Source organism: Pseudoalteromonas sp. OOF1S-7 (assembly GCF_022347765.1).
Classification (GTDB): domain Bacteria; phylum Pseudomonadota; class Gammaproteobacteria; order Enterobacterales; family Alteromonadaceae; genus Pseudoalteromonas.
The window spans coordinates 1-21,298 of the sequence record NZ_JAKRFZ010000011.1; the positions used below are offsets into that span (position 1 = coordinate 1).

Here is a 21,298-nt window from a genome sequence, read left to right on the forward strand (position 1 = left end):
ACTCACCCGTCCGCCGCTCGTCATCTTCTAGCAAGCTAGAAATGTTACCGCTCGACTTGCATGTGTTAGGCCTGCCGCCAGCGTTCAATCTGAGCCATGATCAAACTCTTCAATTAAAAGTTTTTTGTTTGAAGTAAACTTCAAACCATGCTCAATGAATTCTGATTTTGATACCTTTCGGTATCGAATTGACTGTGCTGAATAAACTATGTTTATTCTGTTGGTCACTCACTTTCCATTTAAGGAAAAAACATTGAGACTCTAAATTTTTGTGCATCATTCAGTAAAACTGAAATCCGCTGTTAGAACTCAATCTGTACGAGTGCCCACACAGATGATTGCTTCATATTTTTAAAGAACAAAGTAACTAACCCTGGTTAGTTACCGCAGTCTTGCTGCGAAGTGGAGCGCCATGTTAACCGCTTCACTTTTAAAGTCAACTAGAAAATTTAATTTTTCTTAATTAAGCTTTCCGTTTGGCTTTCCCGTCACTTGGTGCCTTGCTTTCCAGCGTTGTGCCCCGTGTCGGTGGATGCGCATTATAGGGAAATCGAAACCCAGCGCAACCCCTTTTTTGAAGAAAAGTGAGAAAAACCACCCTTTAGACCAATTAACATACAGAACACGGCAAAAAGCCCTATTTTGTCATCAAAAATTCACCGATTTGACACAATTTAACTGATAGGGATCTAAGTATTGTACATTTCAGAAGAGACGCAAGAAAAAATGGCGCTTTTTTGCGCCATTTTTAATAGAGAGAATAATTAGTACAATAGACTGTAGAGTTTTCGTCGGTAGCGAGCTGCAATTTCATCGCCCTCGGGTAAAGAGGTAATGATATCAAGGTAGCCTTTTTTGGCTTCTCCAAAATTCATGTCTTTTCTTAGCACAGATATCAGGCTTTCCAATGCATCAGCTTTCTTTCCAGCATCGACCTGAGCCTGAGCCAGTTGACATAATATGGATAAATCATCCGGTGAAGATTCTGCTTCAGCCACAAGACGCTTGAGCTCAGGAGACTCCTGAGCTTCTTTTGCCTGTTCCAGCTTTGACCTTAAATTGGTGAAGTAGGCATCCTGTGCTTCTACCGCCACAGACGCTAAAAGCGCCTCCGCTTCTTCTACTTTTTGTATCTGAATACAAATATCTGCAAACACAAGCACAACCCTCGGGTTATCTTTTGCGACACCATAAGCCTGCTTTGCCAGTGCAAAGGCATCATTCAGGTCGCCGTTTGCAAGCGCTTGCTTTGCCTGATCAAGTAAAATCAGTTCAGGCGAAGGCAGGTGCTCCGATAATGCTTTGGAAATCTCTTCTTGCGTTTTCGCACCAGGAAGGACATCTACAGGTGTACCCCCTTTCAGAACAACTAAAGTTGGCAGTGCCTGAAGGCCCACTTGTTGTGCCAACTGAGAAGCAAGCATTTGCTGTTGATCACAATCGACCGTAGCGACCACTATATTATTTGGATATTGCTGAGCAAGCGCATCAAGAATATCAGCTTGTGCAATACAGTTTGGCTCCTGAGCACTAAAAAACGTCATTAATATGAGCTTTTCAGGATCCGAAGATGCCAACACTTGTTGAATGTTTTCCGGCGTAAGTGAGATTTTATTTTCCATGTTCAAACCAGCTGTGATATTTGACTATCTATATGGTGACATCCATACCAATTACAAGGCAAATATAAAATCCGATTAGGCAGCTGACTTTCGACGACCCGTTTTAGTCGTCGTACGTTTTCTAGTTCTTTTCTTAGAAAATGAAGCTCTCGAACCGGATTTACCACTTTTCAGGCCACTAAACATGGAACTGTCGCTCATGTTTGCTCGTTCAATAATATCTGCTATTTCCTTTTCAAGAGGATGCATAAATGTCTGATAGAGTTGCTCTTTCATTGCAATCCTGGCCAGTTGAGACTCCCACAATGCCGTTCTGTCTGGCAAAGACAGATCCTCTGGAAGCGTCTTAACAAGCGCTATACCTAATTCTGTTGATTTGATGCTTTTGCCATTGCGTTGCAAGAAGCCCCTTTTAAACAATAAATCGATAATTCCGGCTCTGGTTGCCTCAGTGCCCAGTCCATCGGTCTCTTTCAACACTTTCTTAATGTCTGCGTTCGACACAAATCTGGCTATGCCTGTCATGGCACTTAATAACGTTGCTTCTGTGAAATGGTTGGGAGGTTGCGTATGTTTCTCGATGACTTCTCCTTTAAAGCAGTGAAGTAACTCGTCAATGTCCAGCTGAGGCAAAATATCTTGCTTCTTTTCTTCAACTTTATATAAGCATTTAAAACCGAGGTCGATGATCTGCTCAGCCTTGGCGACAAACACCCCACCTGCAATTTCTAATTCCACTTTGGTTTCAGTATACCTGTAGGCAGGATAAAACTGCGCCAGATACTGAGTGCAAATGAGCTGGTAGACTTGCTGCTCGTGCTGCCCTAACTGGGCCGTTTTTAGCTTCTTTGCTGTCGGGATAATCGCATGGTGTGCCTCAACTTTTGCATCATTCCAGCATTTACTTTTCAAGCTCAGATCTGCACCAGCAACTTTGTCTTCTTCCAGCCCCAGATTATTTAATGCTGCATCTAACACCTGCTTAGACTCAGCAAAGTGCCCCTTCGGCAGGTAGCGATTATCCGATCGGGGATAAGTGATCAGTTTATGTCTTTCATAAAGTGCCTGACAAACATCCAATACATGTTTTGCTGACATACCAAACCGTTTGTTGGCATCGATTTGCAGTGCCGATAAGTTATAAGGTAAAGGCGGGTTGTGCTTCTTGGGTTTGGCTTCAATTTTTTTGACCTGAGCGTCCTGCCCCTGGATCCTTGATGCGACATTTTCGGCCAATTTTTTAACTAGCACCCTGCCTTCCTCATCCATATATGGCAGACACGCCTCGCTAGGTTGCCACTTAGCACTAAACTCTGCCCCGTCGCTTTTTCTTACCTGGGCTTGTACCTCAAAAAAAGGTTTAGAAACAAAATTTGCTATTTCCAAGTCCCGTCTGACAACCAGTCCAAGGACTGGCGTTTGTACTCTGCCAACAGACAGCACACCTTGAAACCCAGCTTTTTGTCCAACCAAGGTATACGCCCTGGTCAGGTTCATACCATACAGCCAGTCTGCCCTTGCTCTTGCCAAAGCTGACACACTTAACGGCACAAACTCCTGATTCGTACGCATTTGATTTAATGCTTTTTTTACTGCTGATGGATTTAAATCACTGATCAGTAGCCGCTGAGTGGCTTGCTTTTTAGATGTCGAAGGCTTTGCTTCCTGCAATACCTCATCAACCAGTAACTGGCCTTCTCTGTCTGGATCACCCGCGTGAACAAGGCATTCAGCTTGCTTGACCAGCCTTTTTACAATACTGAGTTGCTTCTTGGTTTTCGGTTTCGCTTTGAACTGCCAATGCTCCGGGATAATGGGTAAATGCACCATTTGCCATTTTTTGTATTTAGGATCGTAGTCTTCAGGGGCAGCCTGCTCCAGCAAGTGGCCAATACACCAGGTAACACAATCTCCATTGGCTACTTCAATATAGCCATCATGCTTTTTATGTGGTTTAGGCAATACATCTGCAATGGCTCTACCCAGAGAGGGTTTTTCGGCAATATAAAGTTTCATTATTCAAAAAAGACTGTATGTATTTACAGTTATGATAGTCAACTCTGACAGCAATTGCCAGAGTTGACCCAATAATCATATCCGACGGCGTTACCATATCGGACACTGAGCCATAGGACGAGGCTTAGGTTTTAAGTAAGTTTAACTGCTTATGTTTTTGTTCCACTATATAGGTCAGTGCACTCGCCGCTTGCTCTACCTCATCGGCAAAACCAGACAGCTCAGCTGCCGCATCAGAAATACCCGTCGTGTTGGTGCTAATTTCTTCAGTCACCATACTCTGCTCTTCTGCTGCCGTCGCGATCTGCGTGACTTCGTTTGAGATACTACTCAACTCACCTACTAAGCTCCCCATCAGCTGTGCAGACTCCTGGCAGTATGAAACCGCTTGTTCACCCCGACTAACCGTCCTTTCTATAATCTGCTCCGAACCGCTTACTTCACTCTGAAGGTTGTCTATCAGCTTGCTAATGTCATCCGTTGAAGCTTGTGTTTTTGACGCCAATGCCCTTACTTCGTCGGCGACCACCGCAAATCCCCTCCCTTGCTCGCCAGCCCGGGCGGCCTCTATTGCTGCATTAAGCGCCAGTAAATTGGTTTGTTCAGCTATTGCGCGGATGACATCCAGAATTTTAGAAATGTCCCCGCTTCGTTCAGAGACTTTACTAAACGCATTTTTCGCTTCCAGCACCTGCTCGGCGATTTCCTGAACGGTCTCAGTCGTTCTGACGATACTGCTTTCACTACTCTGCACTGTTTCGACAGCATGATTTGTACTTGAAGCGGCTTTCTCCGACGCCCTGGCTACTTCCGTTGCGGTTGCGCTTAACTCATTAATCGCAGTCACAACGCTATCGATTTCAAGATGCTGGTTAGATACCTTGTTCTTTATATTGATGGCAGCTTCTGTGGTCTTGTGAGATTGGGTATATGACTCCTCGGCCAACTCTTTGAGGTCGATGATCATACTTCTTAATTTATCAGTGAAGCGGTTGAAGCCATCGGCCAGGGAGATCAGCTCAGCATGATGACTCACCTCAAGCTTATGAGTCAGGTCTCCTTCACTGCTAGCCAAACTGTCTACGCGCTCCTCAATATATGTTAATGGCCCAATAATGGTATTTATAAGCACAAGTGCAAGGCCCAGTGCCACAGCTGCGACGACAGTCCCTAAAAACAGCATCCAGCGTCCAAGTGAGTTGGTTGATTCTTCTATTTGTTGCTCTATCTGAGTAACGGAGGCCAGCGCCACCTCCTTAGGAAGCTCAATAACCAAAGACCAGGTTGTGTTGGCAAGTTTGATTTCAATGGGTACGGCAATAGCAAGCATATCCCCCATCTCACTAAACCCGCCTCTTTGATGCAAATTCATTAACTTATCAGCTAAATCTGGACTAACAGATTCTTTCAGAGGCCTGGCAAGGTTATCGTAATGACTGGCACCAACAACCAGCCCCAATTTGCTGAGCAAAGTCACTTTCGCCTGTCCCTGATACAGTGATTCTGATAATTCATCAACCAACTTTTGGAACACGGGTAAATTCACATCGACCCCTACCAGCCCCTGGAACCGGCCGTTAACGTCAACCGGTACCGTCAACGACGTCATCAACATTTTATTACCAGGAGAAATTTCGTACAGATAAGGTTCCATAATGCAGGGCGCAACGTTGTCGTGCGCGCATAGGTACCATTCGGCTTCGCGAAGCCCAAACTCATTGAGTTTATCTAAATATTTATCAGCTGCCGACTCGATTTGATGCTGAGTGATCCCGCTTGCGTCTCGTGTGAAGTATAGCTCCAGCGTGCCATCGCCTGGTGCTGAGTGACTAGCCCCGGCCGAATAAGTCCGATCTTGTCGGTCATAGCCATCAGGTTCAAACTGAGCATACATTGAAGATACAAAGCGATTTTGTTTCAATGCGCCGGCAACGAGGTCTTGCACCTGAGTGCGTGCTAGTGGTTCACTTACAGAGGTTTCTTTAAGAGCCCCTGCTAATGTGTAAGGTACGCGGTAAGCCGAGTTGATAAACTCGGCGACCTGTTGTGCATAGTATTGTCCCTGGGCTGTTAACCCTGTTCTGATCTCCTGATAAACCAGTTCTCTGAGTTGTGAACTCTGCGCCTTGTTCTCTTTTTGCAGGTTCATCCACATGGTTGTTACTAGTAAAGCAACAAGGGCAGTAACCAGCGTGATCACAAACAGGATAAGCTTTTTCTTGATGGACATATGCTGCATATAAAACACTCACAAATGGTTGTTTATTGAGATAACTTTAGCAAAAGTTTCGCTTTCTTGCGTATTCTAAAATGACAGCTTTAAGTAATTATGACTACACTATTCCGAGATTTTTTTTACATTGAATAATGACAGTACATTAATTGAACTGATTGCGAGCGACCTTAAAAGAGACGGTAAACTAGAGACGGTAAACTTAAGGCTTTAAGAGTGTGTGATTGGTGTGAAAAGAGTCGCTGCATAAGCATCACAGCGACTCACTGTCAAAGTGAGGTTTAGTCTTCCTCAATCTTATCTTTGCCACGAGTAGACTCAATGCTGTCTAGCCTGTGATGAATCGCAGACTTGATCAACATATAGCCACTGATTGGCGCGGTAATGAGCAAAAACATAGAAATAAGGATTTCTTTCACACTCACACCTTCACCAAAAATGCCATAATATGCCATTGCAGCAAACAGCAAACAGGCCATACCGAGTGTTGTTGCTTTGGTAGGCCCATGCAGGCGCATAAAAAAATCAGGCATTTTGACCAAGCCAATAGAGCCGACCAAAACCAGGCTGCCGCCTAACAATAATAAAAATGAAATAACCCACTCCATCATTCGATCCCCTTATTCAATGATATCGCCGCGCAACAGATATTTACATACTGCAACTGTGCTGACAAAGCCAAGTAAGGCAATCAAAAGTGCAGCCTCAAAATACAATGAAGTGCCCATATTCATGCCATACAGCACTATCAGGGCAATGGTATTAATATACATGGTATCTAGTGCCAGAATACGATCCGGAATAGATGGCCCAACGACCAGTCGCCACAAGTTAAGCAGCAAAGATACACCGATCATCGCAAAGACAATCAAAATCACCGTCTCTAACATGCAAAGATCTCCTTTATGGGTTTTTCATAGCGTGTTTTGATCGTGTCGATCAAGGCCGCTTCGTCGTCCAGATCGAGTACATGGATCAATAAGTAGCGTTGTTGCGGTTCAGTGCCATCCGTCATATCTTCCGGCCAGGGATAAACCTCAGCACTCACTGTACCCGGCGTCAGCGACACTGTACTGGCCAAAATAGTGATCGGCATAGACTGTGCTAAATCTATCGGAACTTTAACAAACGCGGGCTTCAGTTTTCGTGTAGGTCCCAGAATTTTAATTGCGACTTCAATGTTTGCCATCAAAATATCGTACAGAACAAGCAACAAGTACTGCAATGCCTTGCCTGGTCTCAATACCAAGGGCTGTTTAGTGCGAAACGGGAAGGTCGCAAGGGGAATGGCCACAGCCAAAATTGCTGCCAGAATCAAATGTCCCGGTGCCACGCTGTTATTCAGCAGCAACCAAACGATGAACAACATCAGGCTGCGAAACGGTGTCGGCAACCATCTATATTTTGCTTCCAAACGCATTTAGTTTACTCCTCCCAACACGTCCTGCAGTAATCCAGTGAAATCGTGTAACTCCTGCGCTGCAAGCAGTGCATATTCACTCAGAGGACCTGCAAAAATCACCATCAATGGCGCGCACATTACCAACAATAGCACGGCACAGATCTGAGCGGGATGGGCGCGCTCCTGTTCACTCTCACTTTTACCGGTGTGATGCCAGAACACGGTACTACCCGCTTTAGAAACCGATACCAAAATTGCCAGACTCGCTACCAAATAAACCAGCCAAAACCAGTTCCCGTAGGGTGTGTCCAGGGTCGATCTTAGGATCCAAACCTTGCCCACGAATCCGGATAAGGGCGGCATACCAATCACCGCGACCGCTGCAATCAAAAATGCGCCACCAAGAAGTAAAGGTTGTGCAACCGGGCGACCTGCGGTGATCCTGTCGGCGACCTTCCCCCTCTGTCGGGCGATCAGATCTGCTAACAGAAACAAAGCGGCACTAACGAGTGTAGAATGCACCAGATAATAAACTGCCGCCGCGCTACTTTGTACAGTCTGAACAGCAACCAGAGCAACGAGCGTACCAACGGATACCACCACGAGATTTGCAACCATTTTTCTTAAGTCCTGACTCGCAAGAACACCTATAGCCCCCATCACAATGGTTGCTATAGCCAGCCACCAGAGCCAGTTTTGTGCCATGTGGCTCAACTCACCCGCTTCTTCTCCGAAGATCAGCGTATACACGCGCATCATGGAATACACGCCCACTTTAGTCATAATGGCAAACAACGCAGCCACCACCGGCATCGCCGTCGAATAGGTGTTGGGCAACCACAAATGAAGGGGCAACAACGCCCCCTTGAGGGCAAATACAACCAACAGCAGCAACCCACCTATTTTAGCCAGGTATACGTCGTCACCTTGCAGTAACGTTACTTTTTGTGCCATATCGGCCATATTCAGTGTACCTAAGGTGCCGTACAGTATTCCCAAAGCAATCAGGAAAACCGATGAGCCAACCAGGTTCAGAATCACATACTGTAAGGCTGCCCGGGTATTACGCTTATCACCACCGTGCATCAACAAAGAATATGACGCAATTAACAAGACTTCGAAGAATACAAACAGGTTAAATGCATCTCCCGTCAGGAACGCACCGTTAACCCCAAGGATCAGGAAGTGTAACAGCGGATGAAAAAAGCTGCCGCGCTCATCATCGCCGGCACAGCTATAAAGACCGCATACCAGGCCCAGAAACGATGTTAAAGTGACCAGCAGCGCCGAGAGAGGATCGGCTATTAACACGATGCCAAATGGCGCTGACCAGTTACCGATGGCGTAAACCGAAGTACCATGTTCTTGCGTCATCAACAGCAAAATTGCCGATGCCATTGTCGTGATCACGCCCATCCCTACCGAGACAATACGACGCGCTCTGAGGTTCTTGCCACAAGGCGGCATTAACATAAAAATAGCGGCCAGCATTGGCAACAATACTGGCAAGGAAGTTAAATGCTGCGTCATGCTTTACCTTGCTCCTTACGCTGAGAGCCAACAGTACGTGAAGCTGTAGATACTTCACTGCCATTAACATGATCATTGCCCAGGTCTGCACGACCGCGAATAGCCAGAATGACCACAAACGCCGTCATTGCAAAGCCGATGACTATCGCAGTCAACACCAACGCCTGAGGTAAAGGATCGGCGTACCCGTCGCTGTACCCCAAAACCGCCGCTTTGTTCATGGTTAATCTGCCAGACGCAAACAAAAACAAGTTTACTGCATAAGACAGCATCGTAAGCCCCAGTACTACCGGAAAAGTGCGGGCCCGTAGAATCAGGAACACACCACAGGCCACTAACAGGCCCACGCAGGATGAATACAATAGCTCCATTAAATATTTACCTCTTCTTTAGGTGCATTGGCAGTCAACTTACCCAGGCTTGCCAGGATCATTAAAGTCGCGCCAACAACGGTAATATACACACCCAAGTCAAATACCAGTGCGCTGGCAAGTTCAATCTCACCAATCACAGGTAAATCAAAGTAATCAAACCAGCTGGTCAGGAACGGCCGGTCAAATGCCCAACTGCCTAAGCCTGAAATCATGGCGATGGCAATGCCCGAGGCAATGATCTTTCGATAGTTAAGCGTAAAGCGCTCTGAGATCCAGTTCGATCCGTGCGCAATATACTGCAAGATAAAGGCTATCGCGGTAACCAGACCCGCAATAAAACCACCACCGGGCAGGTTATGACCACGCAGGAAGATGTAGACCGACACCAGTAATGCAAGCGGTAACAAGCTCTGTGAGATAGACGCCAATAGAATAGGGTAACGTTCTTTCGCCCAGGGACGACCTTCTGAGTCACTTCCCGGCATAAACAGAGGCAAATTAATAAGCAGTTTATAAATACCCAGCGCAGCAATACCTAATACGGTGATCTCACCTAAAGTGTCAAAGCCACGGAAGTCAACCAGGATGACGTTCACCACGTTGGTACCGCCGCCGCCCGTCTTTGCATTAGCAAGGAAGAAGTCAGAGATTGAACTTAAAGGACGTGTGATTAAGGCATAGCAAATACTACCTACTATTACACCAATCGCAGACGCAATACCTATATCGCGCAACACGCGTATCGAACTGCTCTCTTTAGGTGTTCGCTGTGGTAAGAAAAACAGCGCCAGCATCAACAGAATAATAGTCACTACTTCTACGGTTAGCTGAGTGAGTGCCAGATCCGGCGCTGAGAAGCGGGTGAACGCCACAGCGACCATCAGGCCCACAACCGAAATCATCAACAAAGCAACCATACGAGTGCGGTGCCAGATCACAGTACCAATTGCACCAATCATCAATAGACCAGCACCAATTGCGTTATGCACATCAATTGGCGTGGGTTTATTTTCACCAACCAGCTGACTCATTTCGAACAGCGGCCAGCCTGCACTCAGCAGCACCACCATCAGCATCAGCATCAGATAGCGCTGCAGTGAGCCATTCTCAATCGCATCAATACGGGCCCGGCTCCAGCTCACCACTTTATACATGGTATGTTCGAAGCCTTTCTTCGCATTGATAGGCGGCAACGAAGCCTGGAATGCAAATAAGTAACGGCGCTGTGTGTAAATTAGTAAACCACCACACACCGCTATACCACTCATTAGCAGGGGCAGATTGAAACCATGCCAGATTGCAATTTTAAACTGCGGCGGTTCGCCACCTAAAACAGCAGCAGATGCCACATTCAGGATGTCGCTAACGATAAAGCCCGGAAACATGCCCACAATCAGACACAGTGCGACCAGAATTTCGATAGGCACACGCATGTAACGTGGCGCCTCGTGCGGTTCCTTAGGCAGACCCACCGGTTCCCCGTTAAAGAACACGTCGTGGATGAAACGTGCCGAGTATGCCACAGAAAAAGCAGCTGCAATGGTTGCCAAAATCGGGATCAGCCAGGACATTGAGCCAAGCAACTGCTGGTGCAAGGTTTCAGCAAAGAACATTTCTTTCGACAAAAAGCCGTTCAACAGAGGCACACCAGCCATCGATGCTGCTGCCACCATTGCCAGTGTTGCAGTGTATGGCATAAATCGCCACATGCCATTGAGCTTACGCATATCTCGCGTACCGGTCTCATGATCTATGATACCCGTTGCCATAAACAACGACGCCTTGAAAGTCGCATGGTTAATGATATGAAATATGGCTGCGACCGTAGCCAGCTCGGTATCCAGCCCCAGTAACAAGGTGATCAGGCCTAAGTGACTGATGGTCGAGAATGCCAGCAGCCCTTTTAGATCATGCTTAAACAAAGCGATGTAAGCACCGACCAGTAAAGTCACAAGGCCAGTCAGGCCAACCAGAATAAACCAAATCTCCGTCCCGGCCAGGGCAGGATAAAAACGCGCTAGCAGGAAAATACCTGCTTTAACCATAGTTGCTGAGTGTAAGTAAGCACTCACAGGTGTAGGTGCTGCCATGGCATGAGGTAGCCAGAAGTGGAACGGGAATTGCGCAGATTTGGTAAACGCCCCCAGCAATACCAGGATCAACGCCAGTTCATACAAGTCATGGGCCTGAATAAGCTCACGACTGGCCAGGATAATATCAAGGTCATAACTGCCAACTATGTCACCTATCAGCAGCAAGCCGGCCAATAGTGCCAGACCACCACCACCGGTGATTGCCAGCGCCATTTTTGCCCCTTTACGGGCTTCGGATTTATGCCACCAGTAGCTGATCAGCAAGAATGAGCTGATACTGGTTAACTCCCAGAACAGCCATAATTGCAATACGTTGTTCGACATCACAATGCCCAGCATGGCGGTCATAAACAACATTAAGTATGCGTAGAGTTTAGGCATCGAGTCGTTACTACTGAGGTAGTAACGCGCGTAGAAGATCACCAGTACGCCAATTCCCAGGATCAGGAAAACGAAAAGAAGTGATAACCCATCTAAGCGGAATGAGAGTTCCAAGCCCAACAGCGGGATCCACTCTATGGTGGTGCGCAGCTGTTCATTGGCGAATACATCGGGTGCCAAATAGCAGGCCAACGCAAGTGCCAGTGAGGGCGCAAGCAAAGTCACCGCAGTCGATTGATTGCGGGATAGTTTACCTGTTAATGATGAGAGTAAACTGCCTAATAAGGATAGCAAGGGTATCCAAAGCAATGTCATAAAGAAAACCTTTTATCTTCAATAACCGTAAATAAACGGAACAGTGCGCAGTATGTAGCTAGTGTTATGCGTAGACTATCTGATTTATTTTGCGCACGTTTTTATCACACATAACGCTTACCAGTTATACTTGATTAGTATTTGAGTTGTCTAGACTTTCGCGCTCTATACGCTGCCATTTTAGCCAACATTTACAAACAATTCAGATTAAATTCATAAATAAACTCGGCTTTTAACCATTTGCGGCTAATCTAACCTGAATAAATTGCTGAAAGTCTGTGGGTTTATTGCGCTGTTGTTGAAATGCCAACAGCCAGAGCGCTTTGTAACGTGTGGTCAATGCCAGGCTCTGGTATTGCATGTTAGACATCGCTTGCTGTGGCTTAAAGGCGGGTAACAGCCCAGCCTCGCAACTGCGGCTGGGATACCAGCCATCGGGCGGCTGATGGCCAACGTATAAATTGGGTGCTTTATGCCCTGGTGTTGCACATAACCTGTGTGCCTTTGCTTTACCAATGGCATACTCATCTTCAAAACCGCTGAAGTGCATCAGCTCATGAATAAACACCTTATAGTCACTGCTCAAACTCAAAGTCATTACGCCGCGACTCACATTGGCATCACCGTGCTCGGTCATCAGCACCAGATGATCAGCAGAAGACCACTTCGCTCTGCCGGGCAATATCGACAGATCGCAATAGGCAAATTTCTGTGCTTTTAACCGGCATTGTAAATCTGTCCCCAAATACACAGGATCGGCAAAACAATAACTCCCCGAATAGGGTAAAGGGGCAGCAAGGTACTGCGTTTTCAACTGTTGCAGCTTTTTAAGACCCGCCCAGGAATCACTCAGCATGGCCACCCGCCGGGCACATTGCGCGCTCCCCCAGCTGATCTCATCAACGGTTTTTATGTTCAGCGCCTGTAGGTCGGCGCTGCTCAGTGCACTGGCTGACACCCCCTGCATTATCCGTGACAGCGTCCGATAAGGTTGGGGCAATGTAAATTGAGAAGCCAGCTGCTGTACTTCGGGCAGTGCCTCTGCAAAGATAAGTGATTCTAATAAACGCCGCTGGGATTGCAGACTGACAGTTTCCCAGTGCGCACTGGCCAACAGCAGTGCCGCGTGAAGTTCGCCATGCCTGGCTTGTCGAAGCGCCCATTCAAACGCCGCCTCAGGATGCCCCAGCTGGCGCAGTGCTAAAACGGTGTCGTCGGGTAACTCTGGCAAACGTAATTTCGCGCGCTGGACATCAAGGTAAAAACTGTGCGGACTGCGTTTGAGTACAGAGAGCTGTGCCAGGCGTGCGTTGGGAGAGTGAGTTTGCCAGGGGTTGAACGTACTGCTCGCTACGAGGGTGCAGCAAACGAGCAACACCATATAGCGAAGCATCAGCAAAGACATAAGTTCAGCTTACATCCGCCTGATTCATTTCATCGGCAATAATTTGTAACTCCAGCCGGGCATATTTATGCTCTACGAATTCGTAAACATTGGTTGCAAGTGCCAGTTTGAAATACTCAATGGCTTTGGCTGTCTTGCCCTGGGCTTGATACCGTTTAGCCAGATAAAAGTAGGCCTCACACAGACGCTCTGCAAATTCCTGCTGTGACTTAACGCCCTCTCCAACCTGAGCCAGAAAGGCTTGTTGAGACAGTTCACCCAGATAAAGCTGTACCAGTTGCGTCGCCCACTCGTCATTATTTAACGCCTGGCTATGCTGCTTAAGGGCCGCTTTCGCCGCAACCGGATCGATTTCTGATGCGGCCAGATAAAGCCACATTAGTCGATATGGGTCCTGAGGAGAACGCTCAAGAAAGGTTTCAAAATCACTGACGGCCAGGGCAGGACGTTCGCCATAATACAGCGCAATCCCTCGGTTTAAGTACGCATACTCATGGTCTGTATTCAGTTCCAGTACTGCATCAAACATCTCATAGGCCGTGCCATACTCCTGCCGCAATGTATGATGTATACCCAGAAAATTGTAAACCTCCGCCAGGTCTGGTTTGAGTTTAACTGCACGATTAAAGTCTATCCGTGCCAATGTGGTTAACCCCAGACTGTCATATAGCATGCCGCGGTTATAAAATAACTGAGCCTGCTGTTCATTGTCTAACGTTTTGTTTTGTAACAGCTCACTGTATCTGGCAATGGCGATTTCATTGCGAAAGTTGGCCGCCAGAGGCACGGCAAAAGGCACGGTTACATTTGGGATATCCGCTGCTCGCTGAGTTGACTGACATCCCAGCAAACTCATACATAGCAAAGGTAATAATAACAGTCTCAATCTATTTCCCCTTTTGGGCATGGTGCGAATTTTTGATCCGCTCGTCGCTACTCGGTTCGAGCAATCATTAAAGCATAAAAAAAGGGGCCATTCAGCCCCTTTCATCGAAACTCATTGTTTCTTTGTCAGATCTTACTCAGCAGCAGGTGCCGCTTCTGACTCTAATGCTTCTTTAATGCTCAGACGCACACGACCCTGACGGTCTACTTCCAGTACTTTTACTTTCACTTCCTGGCCAACGCTCAGATGATCAGCCACGTTGTTTACACGCTCTTTGCTGATCTGTGAAATGTGTACCAGACCATCTTTACCTGGCAGTACGTTTACAAATGCACCAAAGTCTACGATGCGGTTTACTTTACCTGTGTAGATAGTGCCTACTTCCAGCTCAGCAGTCAGCGCTTCGATGCGAGCAATCGCTTCTTTCGCGCTGTTGCCGTTGGTTGCAGCAATCTTAATGGTACCGTCGTCTTCGATTTCGATAGTTGTATCTGTTTCTTCCGTCAGCTGACGGATCACCGCGCCACCTTTACCGATGACATCAGCAATTTTCTTAGGTGGAATGTTCATGGTGTAGATACGTGGTGCGAACTCAGACAGATCCTGAGATGGGCTGGCGATTGCCTGGTCCATCACGCTCAGGATATGCAGACGTGCTGCTTTTGCCTGACGCAGTGCGATCTGCATGATTTCTTTCGTGATACCTTCGATCTTGATATCCATCTGAAGTGCAGTTACACCCGCGCTGTTACCCGCTACTTTAAAGTCCATGTCACCCAGGTGGTCTTCGTCACCCAGAATGTCAGAAAGTACGACAAAGTCATCGCCTTCTTTAACCAGACCCATCGCGATACCCGCAACAGATGACTTGATTGGTACACCAGCGTCCATCAGGGCCAGAGACGTACCACATACAGACGCCATTGAAGACGAACCGTTTGATTCAGTGATCTCAGAAACCACACGTACAGAGTACGGGAATTCTTCAAGCGTTGGCATAACCGCTTGTACACCGCGCTTAGCCAGGTTACCGTGACCAATTTCACGACGCTTAGGAGAACCGATGAAACCTGTCTCACCCACACAGAATGGAGGGAAGTTGTAGTGCAGCATAAAGTGATGCTTCTGCGTGCCAATCAGGTTGTCCATCATTTGTGAATCGCGTTCTGTACCTAAGGTAGCAGTAACCAAAGCCTGAGTTTCACCACGCGTGAAGATGGCTGAACCGTGTGTACGTGGCAATACGCCCGTCATCACGTCAAGTGCACGAACCATATCTGGTTCACGGCCATCGATACGCTTCTCACCCGCGATGATACGGCCACGTACGATTTTCTTCTCAAGTGAGCTGAACAGCTTAGACACTTCCTGCTCGTCCAGCGCTTCGCCTTCAGCCAGCTCAGCAGTCAACTTCTCAACCACTTCGGCTTTTGCTTCGCTTAGTGCATCTTTACGAGCAACTTTATCAGTGATGCGGTAAGCGTCACCTACTTTTTGTTCAGCGATAGCTGCGATTTTGTCAGACAGCTCAACGTTTTTCTCTGGTGCAGTCCAGTCCCAAGCCGGCTTGCCTGCTTCTGCAGCAAACTCGTTCACAGCTTTGATGATAGCCTGTGATTGCTCATGACCATATACAACCGCGCCCAGCATTTCTTCTTCAGTCAGAATTTCAGCTTCTGACTCAACCATCAGTACGGCACCTTCGGTACCCGCAACAACCAGGTCAAGCTTGCTTTGCTCAAGCTCTGTCACTGACGGGTTCAGTACGTACTGACCATCAGTGAAACCAACGCGCACGGCGCCGATTGGACCATTGAATGGCACGCCAGAAATGGCCAGCGCCGCAGAAGTACCAATCATTGCAACCATGTCTGGCTGAATTTCAGGGTTTGAAGAAACCACTGTCGCGATAACTTGTACTTCGTTTACAAAACCGTCCGGGAACAGAGGACGGATTGGACGGTCGATCAGACGCGCAATCAGCGTTTCATTGTCTGAAGGACGGCCTTCACGCTTCAGGAAGCCACCAGGGATACGGCCTGCCGCATACATTTTTTCCTGATAGTTTACTGTCAGAGGGAAAAAGTCCTGACCAGGTGCAGCTTCACGCTTACCTACAACAGTGACTAGTACAGAAGTGTCGCCAATACTGGCCAGTACAGCACCGTCAGCCTGACGCGCAATCGCGCCGGTTTCCAGGGTTACTGTGTGTTGACCAAGTTGGAATTCTTTAATAATTGCTTGCACAAATATATTCCTTACAAAAATAACATATAAGCGCCAACAACGACCAATTACAGTCTTAAGCGGACTAATGAGGCTAATAACTATTTGATAAAACTGATTAAACCAAACAGAGCTAGATGATCCGCTTAAGCACTACAATTGGCTGCAGACTTGGCGCTGAACCGCCAGAATGGTGGTTCGGGCATAAGTATACTGAGTATATACCCACAAAAAAAGGGGCGATTTAGCCCCTTTTTTCTTATCGGATAAAAATCCGACAAATAATCAAATTCTTAGCGACGTAGGCCAAGCTCTTTGATTAGTGCAGAGTAACGCTCTACGCTCTTACCTTTAAGGTAGTCAAGCAGGTTACGACGCTGGCTTACTTTACGTAGCAGACCACGACGTGAGTGGAAGTCATGCTTGTGGTTCGCGAAGTGACCTTGTAGCTTGTTGATATCAGCAGTTAACAGTGCAACCTGAACTTCAGGAGAACCAGTGTCGCCTTCTGCGCGTGCGAATTTTGCTACGATTTCTGCTTTTTCTTGATTGCTTAGTGACATAATAAACTCCAATTGTTTAAGTAATGCTTCAGCCGATCACTAATTCAGCCAAAGCGACAAAGCGGGCGGCATTGTATCAGCAATTCCCCCCGCTGACAAAAAATTTTATTGTGCGCTGGATAAGGCGCGCTTGGCCTTTAAATGGCCATGCTGGTTGCGCTCACCAATACCGACAAAACGACCATCAGCCACGACTTTCAGTACCCCCTCTGGCAGCTCACCAACCACCACGGTCTGACCATGGCTGAATGCCACGCCCTGCTCGGCACTGATCTCTACCGCCGGTAAATCAACCAGTGCTGTGTCCATCGGGAGTAACAAAGCATCAATGTAAGTCGACGGCGGCAAATCTTCTGCTTTGGCCTGCTGAAGTTTTTCTTCCAGCTCTTCCAGCGTGATCATTTTATCACTGGGGTAATGGCCCACTTCAGAGCGATGCAGCATAATGACATGCGCACCACAACCAAGCTTCTCGCCCAGGTCATCCACTATGGTGCGAATGTAAGTCCCTTTGGAGACATGCACCGTCATCTGGATCTCTTGCGCCTGCTCGTCGTATTCATCCAAGCTGATCGAATAGACGGTGATCTTACGACACTTGCGCGGCACCTCGATACCTTCACGGGCATACTTGTATAAAGGTTGCCCCTGATACTTTAGCGCCGAGTACATCGACGGATACTGATCTGACTCTCCCAGGAAACTGGCGACGTCCTGCTCCAGTTGCGCGCGGGTGATCTGCACCGGCCGTGTTTCAACCACTTCGCCATCAGAATCCGAGGTCGTGGTACGTTCGCCTAATTTGGCACGGACGACATAAGTTTTATCAGTATCCAGCAGGAACTGCGTAAATTTAGTCGCTTCACCAAAGCAGATTGGCAGCATGCCCGTTGCCAGTGGATCGAGCGCCCCCGTGTGGCCCGCTTTTTGTGCAAAGTAGATGCCTTTGGCTTGTTGCAGGGCTTTATTGGAGGAGATCCCCTGCGGCTTGTTAAGCAGCACGATCCCGTCTATCGGACGGCCTTTACTACGACGTGCCATCAGGCTTCTCCGTCGTCGCTTTTCGTATCTGGCTGTTCTTCGTCACCGCGCTTCTCATTGTCTTTGCGGATCACTTCATCAACCAGGTTAGAGATGCGCATGCCTTCCATCAGGGAGTTATCCAGCACAAAACGCAGCTCCGGCATGATCCGCGCACGGATCCGTTTGCCCAGCAGTGAACGGATATAGCCTGTCGCTTCATTTAAAATAGACAGATTTTCTTTGGTTTTGTCATCGTCACCGCCAAGTACGGTAATAAAGACCTTGGCGTAAGACAGATCGCGCGATACTTCTACAGCTGATACGGTGACCATGCCTAAACGTGGATCTTTAATCTCACGCTGTAAAATCACGGCAATTTCTTTTTGGATCTGTTGTGCAACACGATCAGTACGAGAAAATTCTCTCATTTTCACCACTTCAATTTAATCATTAAAACGGGCAATGCATACACTCGCCCACTAGAGGAAACACAAACACAAATGGGGGCTGACGCCCCCATTTCAAGGTTTAACCCCGATTGGATTACAACGTACGTTGTACTTCAACGGTTTCGAATACCTCGATTTGGTCACCGACCTTAACGTCATTATAGTTCTTAACGCCGATACCACACTCCATGCCGTTACGAACTTCTGCCACGTCATCTTTAAAGCGGCGTAGTGATTCAAGCTCACCTTCGTAAATAACAACATTGTCACGCAGTACGCGGATAGGTGCGCTACGTTTAACCACACCTTCAGTTACCATACAACCTGCAACAGAGCCGATCTTAGGTGACTTGAACACGTCACGTACTTCAGCCAGACCAATGATCTCTTGTTTGAATTCAGGTGCCAGCATGCCCGACATTGCCTGCTTCACTTCTTCGATCAGGTCGTAGATTACGCTGTAGTAACGCAAGTCCAGGTTTTCAGCTTCAATCACTTTACGTGCAGATGCATCAGCACGCACGTTAAAGCCAACGATGATAGCGTTAGACGCAGCAGCCAGCGTTGCGTCAGTTTCAGTGATACCACCTACGCCGCTACCAACGATCTTCACTTTAACTTCGTCTGTAGAAAGCTTAACCAAAGAATCAGAGATAGCTTCGATTGAACCCTGTACGTCTGCTTTCAGTACCACGTTCACTTCTGACACATCGCCCTCAGTCATGTTGGTAAACATGTTTTCAAGCTTCGCTTTTTGCTGACGCGCCAGTTTCACATCACGGAATTTACCCTGACGATATAGTGCAACTTCACGGGCTTTACGCTCGTCTTTAACAACAGTTGCTTCGTCACCCGCAGCTGGTACACCCGACATACCCAGGATCTCAACCGGAATTGAAGGACCTGCTGTCGTGATGTCTTTACCGTTTTCGTCTTTCATTGCACGAACACGGCCATATTCCAGACCACACAGTACGATATCGCCCTGGTTAAGCTCACCAGACTGAACCAGTACAGTTGCAACCGGACCGCGACCTTTATCAAGACGAGATTCGATCACCACACCTGACGCCATGCCTTTGTGTGCCGCTTTCAGCTCAAGTAGCTCAGATTGCATCAGGATCGCTTCCAACAGGTCGTCAATGCCCAGACCAGTTTTCGCTGAGATATGAACGAACTGCGTATCACCGCCCCATTCTTCAGGGATAACGTCCAGCTGAGCCAGTTCGTTTTTAACACGATCCGGGTCAATGCCTTCTTTATCCATTTTGTTAACGGCGATGATCAGAGGTACTTCTGCCGCTTTGGCGTGTTGTACCGCTTCTTTAGTCTGTGGCATTACACCATCATCAGCCGCAACAACCAGTACTACGATATCAGTGGCTTTGGCACCACGAGCACGCATTGAGGTAAACGCTGCGTGTCCCGGCGTATCCAGGAAGGTGATCATGCCGCCTTCGGTTTCAACGTGGTATGCACCAATGTGCTGAGTAATACCACCGGCTTCGCCTGCTGCAACCTTCGCTTTACGGATGTAATCCAGTGTTGATGTTTTACCGTGGTCAACGTGACCCATAACGGTAACAACTGGTGCACGTTGCTCAAGCGCTTCACTTTCGTTACGCTCGCTCAGTACTTTTTCTTCCAGTTCGTTCTCTTTCACCAGAACAACTTTGTGACCCATTTCTTCAGCCACAACTTGCGCAGTTTCCTGATCGATGACCTGGTTAATGGTAACCATTTCACCCATCTTCATCATGGTTTTAACCACTTCAACGCCTTTCACTGCCATGCGTGATGCCAGCTCAGCAACTGTGATGGTCTCACTGATGCGTACTTCCTGCTTCACTTCACTCACTGGCTTCTTAAAGCCATGCTGTAGTGAGGTAGGTGCTTTAAGCTTGCCTTTTTTGCCTTTACCACGCACTGGCTGAGCCACTTTTTCAGCTGGCTTTTTCTTTTTCTTACGACGTGCACTCTTTTCTTCCTGTGCATCTGACTCGTCTTCGGCTTCACGCGCGTAAGTCGACGTCGTAAGGTGGTGATCTGCAGAAGCTTCGCGACGTGCACGCTCTTCTTCTTCAGCTTTCCAGCGGGCTTCATTCTCTTCTGCTAAACGCTTTGCTTCTTCAGCTTTACGCTTGGCTTCTTCTTCTGCTTTCTTTAGGGCAGTCGCTTCTGCTTCTTTGCGCAGACGCTCTGCTTCTAGTTTCTCTTTCTCTTGTTGGGCGCTATCCACTTCTTCACTCTGCTGTTCTTTCGCTTGACGTTCAGCTTGCGCTGTACGTTTTGCCTCATCTTTAGCCTTGCGCTCAGCTTCCTCTTTTGCCTTACGCTCGGCTTCCTCTTGTGCCTTACGCTCGGCTTCTTCTTTGGCCTTTTGCTCAGCTTCTTGCTGAGCTTTCAACTCTGCTTCTTTGCGCGCAGCTTCCTCTGCAGCGAGTCTTTCCTGCTCTTTTTGCTGCTCGATTGCGCTCTTTTTAACGTAAGTGCGCTTTTTACGTACCTCAACCTGAACGGATTTTGCTTTGCCGTGCGAGCCGGTCACACTTAATGTGCTTTTGCTCTTGCGTTGCAAAGTCATACGCTCCGGTCCTTCCGAACCGGTACCGCCATGTTGTTTACTCAAATGGTCCAGCAATTGTGCTTTCTCGTTTTCAGTAACATGGTCGCCATTGGCTTTGGTGATCCCTGCATCTGCCAACTGCTGGAGTAATTTATCAACAGTTGTACCAATGTTTTCGGCTAGTTTCTCTATGCTCACTTCTGCCATATTATGC

The 21,298-nt window shown here is 47.6% G+C and carries 16 protein-coding genes and 1 rRNA gene; all 17 read right to left on the reverse strand.

What is annotated here, in order from left to right; genetic code table 11:
- Positions 1–116: ribosomal RNA gene (locus MHN33_RS15675) — 16S ribosomal RNA — on the reverse strand; the annotation flags it as partial.
- Positions 117–764: 648 nt separating this feature from the next.
- Positions 765–1,622: a tetratricopeptide repeat protein gene (locus MHN33_RS15680; protein ID WP_239399148.1), complete on the reverse strand. Its 858-nt coding sequence runs from the start codon at positions 1,620–1,622 to the stop codon at positions 765–767.
- A gap of 75 nt (positions 1,623–1,697) precedes the next feature.
- Positions 1,698–3,638 (reverse strand): DNA topoisomerase III, encoded by a 1,941-nt coding sequence (locus MHN33_RS15685; RefSeq protein ID WP_239399149.1) that lies wholly within the window; start codon positions 3,636–3,638, stop codon positions 1,698–1,700.
- A 124-nt stretch (positions 3,639–3,762) separates the two neighbouring features.
- Positions 3,763–5,877 (reverse strand): methyl-accepting chemotaxis protein, encoded by a 2,115-nt coding sequence (locus MHN33_RS15690; protein WP_239399151.1) that lies wholly within the window; start codon positions 5,875–5,877, stop codon positions 3,763–3,765.
- 275 nt (positions 5,878–6,152) lie between these two features.
- Entirely contained in the window at positions 6,153–6,482 is a 330-nt protein-coding gene (locus tag MHN33_RS15695) for a Na+/H+ antiporter subunit G (RefSeq protein WP_239399152.1), read from the reverse strand.
- Between the two features lie 9 nt (positions 6,483–6,491).
- Positions 6,492–6,761, reverse strand: a complete 270-nt coding sequence (locus MHN33_RS15700) for a K+/H+ antiporter subunit F (protein WP_010385043.1) — start codon at positions 6,759–6,761, stop codon at positions 6,492–6,494.
- Positions 6,755–7,291 carry a Na+/H+ antiporter subunit E gene (locus MHN33_RS15705; RefSeq protein WP_239399154.1) on the reverse strand — a complete coding sequence of 179 codons (537 nt, stop codon included), beginning with the start codon at positions 7,289–7,291 and terminating at the stop codon, positions 6,755–6,757. Before MHN33_RS15705 ends, MHN33_RS15700 begins: the two co-directional genes overlap by 7 nt.
- Entirely contained in the window at positions 7,292–8,803 is a 1,512-nt protein-coding gene (locus MHN33_RS15710; protein WP_239399156.1) for a monovalent cation/H+ antiporter subunit D, read from the reverse strand.
- On the reverse strand, positions 8,800–9,174 hold the full coding sequence (locus tag MHN33_RS15715; RefSeq protein WP_239399158.1) for a Na+/H+ antiporter subunit C: 375 nt from the start codon (positions 9,172–9,174) through the stop codon (positions 8,800–8,802). Before MHN33_RS15715 ends, MHN33_RS15710 begins: the two co-directional genes overlap by 4 nt.
- Positions 9,174–11,966, reverse strand: coding sequence for a monovalent cation/H+ antiporter subunit A (locus MHN33_RS15720; RefSeq protein WP_239399160.1), 2,793 nt, complete (start codon positions 11,964–11,966; stop codon positions 9,174–9,176). Before MHN33_RS15720 ends, MHN33_RS15715 begins: the two co-directional genes overlap by 1 nt.
- Positions 11,967–12,198: 232 nt before the next feature.
- Positions 12,199–13,371, reverse strand: a complete 1,173-nt coding sequence (locus MHN33_RS15725; protein WP_239399162.1) for a hypothetical protein — start codon at positions 13,369–13,371, stop codon at positions 12,199–12,201.
- A gap of 4 nt (positions 13,372–13,375) precedes the next feature.
- Positions 13,376–14,278 (reverse strand): lipoprotein NlpI, encoded by a 903-nt coding sequence (nlpI, locus tag MHN33_RS15730; protein ID WP_239399164.1) that lies wholly within the window; start codon positions 14,276–14,278, stop codon positions 13,376–13,378.
- A 111-nt stretch (positions 14,279–14,389) separates the two neighbouring features.
- Positions 14,390–16,504, reverse strand: a complete 2,115-nt coding sequence (pnp, locus tag MHN33_RS15735; RefSeq protein WP_054015305.1) for a polyribonucleotide nucleotidyltransferase — start codon at positions 16,502–16,504, stop codon at positions 14,390–14,392.
- Positions 16,505–16,776: 272 nt separating this feature from the next.
- On the reverse strand, positions 16,777–17,046 hold the full coding sequence (rpsO, locus tag MHN33_RS15740; protein WP_010385052.1) for a 30S ribosomal protein S15: 270 nt from the start codon (positions 17,044–17,046) through the stop codon (positions 16,777–16,779).
- Between the two features lie 105 nt (positions 17,047–17,151).
- Entirely contained in the window at positions 17,152–18,087 is a 936-nt protein-coding gene (gene truB, locus MHN33_RS15745; RefSeq protein WP_239399165.1) for a tRNA pseudouridine(55) synthase TruB, read from the reverse strand.
- On the reverse strand, positions 18,087–18,497 hold the full coding sequence (rbfA, locus tag MHN33_RS15750) for a 30S ribosome-binding factor RbfA (protein ID WP_125562458.1): 411 nt from the start codon (positions 18,495–18,497) through the stop codon (positions 18,087–18,089). The genes truB and rbfA overlap by 1 nt, the downstream gene beginning before the upstream one ends.
- Positions 18,498–18,612: 115 nt before the next feature.
- Positions 18,613–21,291 (reverse strand): translation initiation factor IF-2, encoded by a 2,679-nt coding sequence (gene infB / locus MHN33_RS15755; RefSeq protein WP_239399167.1) that lies wholly within the window; start codon positions 21,289–21,291, stop codon positions 18,613–18,615.
- Positions 21,292–21,298 lie beyond the last annotated feature (7 nt).

Excerpts from the sequence above, each read along its gene's own strand:
- MHN33_RS15720 (WP_239399160.1), bottom strand. The coding sequence starts at position 11,966 with ATGACATTGCTTTGGATACCCTTGCTATCCTTATTAGGCAGTTTACTC.
- MHN33_RS15725 (WP_239399162.1), bottom strand. The coding sequence starts at position 13,371 with ATGTCTTTGCTGATGCTTCGCTATATGGTGTTGCTCGTTTGCTGCACC.
- MHN33_RS15690 (WP_239399151.1), bottom strand. The coding sequence starts at position 5,877 with ATGCAGCATATGTCCATCAAGAAAAAGCTTATCCTGTTTGTGATCACG.
- MHN33_RS15705 (WP_239399154.1), bottom strand. The coding sequence starts at position 7,291 with ATGCGTTTGGAAGCAAAATATAGATGGTTGCCGACACCGTTTCGCAGC.
- MHN33_RS15680 (WP_239399148.1), bottom strand. The coding sequence starts at position 1,622 with ATGGAAAATAAAATCTCACTTACGCCGGAAAACATTCAACAAGTGTTG.
- MHN33_RS15700 (WP_010385043.1), bottom strand. The coding sequence starts at position 6,761 with ATGTTAGAGACGGTGATTTTGATTGTCTTTGCGATGATCGGTGTATCT.
- MHN33_RS15715 (WP_239399158.1), bottom strand. The coding sequence starts at position 9,174 with ATGGAGCTATTGTATTCATCCTGCGTGGGCCTGTTAGTGGCCTGTGGT.
- truB (WP_239399165.1), bottom strand. The coding sequence starts at position 18,087 with ATGGCACGTCGTAGTAAAGGCCGTCCGATAGACGGGATCGTGCTGCTT.
- rpsO (WP_010385052.1), bottom strand. The coding sequence starts at position 17,046 with ATGTCACTAAGCAATCAAGAAAAAGCAGAAATCGTAGCAAAATTCGCA.
- nlpI (WP_239399164.1), bottom strand. The coding sequence starts at position 14,278 with ATGCCCAAAAGGGGAAATAGATTGAGACTGTTATTATTACCTTTGCTA.
- rbfA (WP_125562458.1), bottom strand. The coding sequence starts at position 18,497 with ATGAGAGAATTTTCTCGTACTGATCGTGTTGCACAACAGATCCAAAAA.
- MHN33_RS15695 (WP_239399152.1), bottom strand. The coding sequence starts at position 6,482 with ATGATGGAGTGGGTTATTTCATTTTTATTATTGTTAGGCGGCAGCCTG.
- infB (WP_239399167.1), bottom strand. The coding sequence starts at position 21,291 with ATGGCAGAAGTGAGCATAGAGAAACTAGCCGAAAACATTGGTACAACT.
- MHN33_RS15685 (WP_239399149.1), bottom strand. The coding sequence starts at position 3,638 with ATGAAACTTTATATTGCCGAAAAACCCTCTCTGGGTAGAGCCATTGCA.
- MHN33_RS15710 (WP_239399156.1), bottom strand. The coding sequence starts at position 8,803 with ATGACGCAGCATTTAACTTCCTTGCCAGTATTGTTGCCAATGCTGGCC.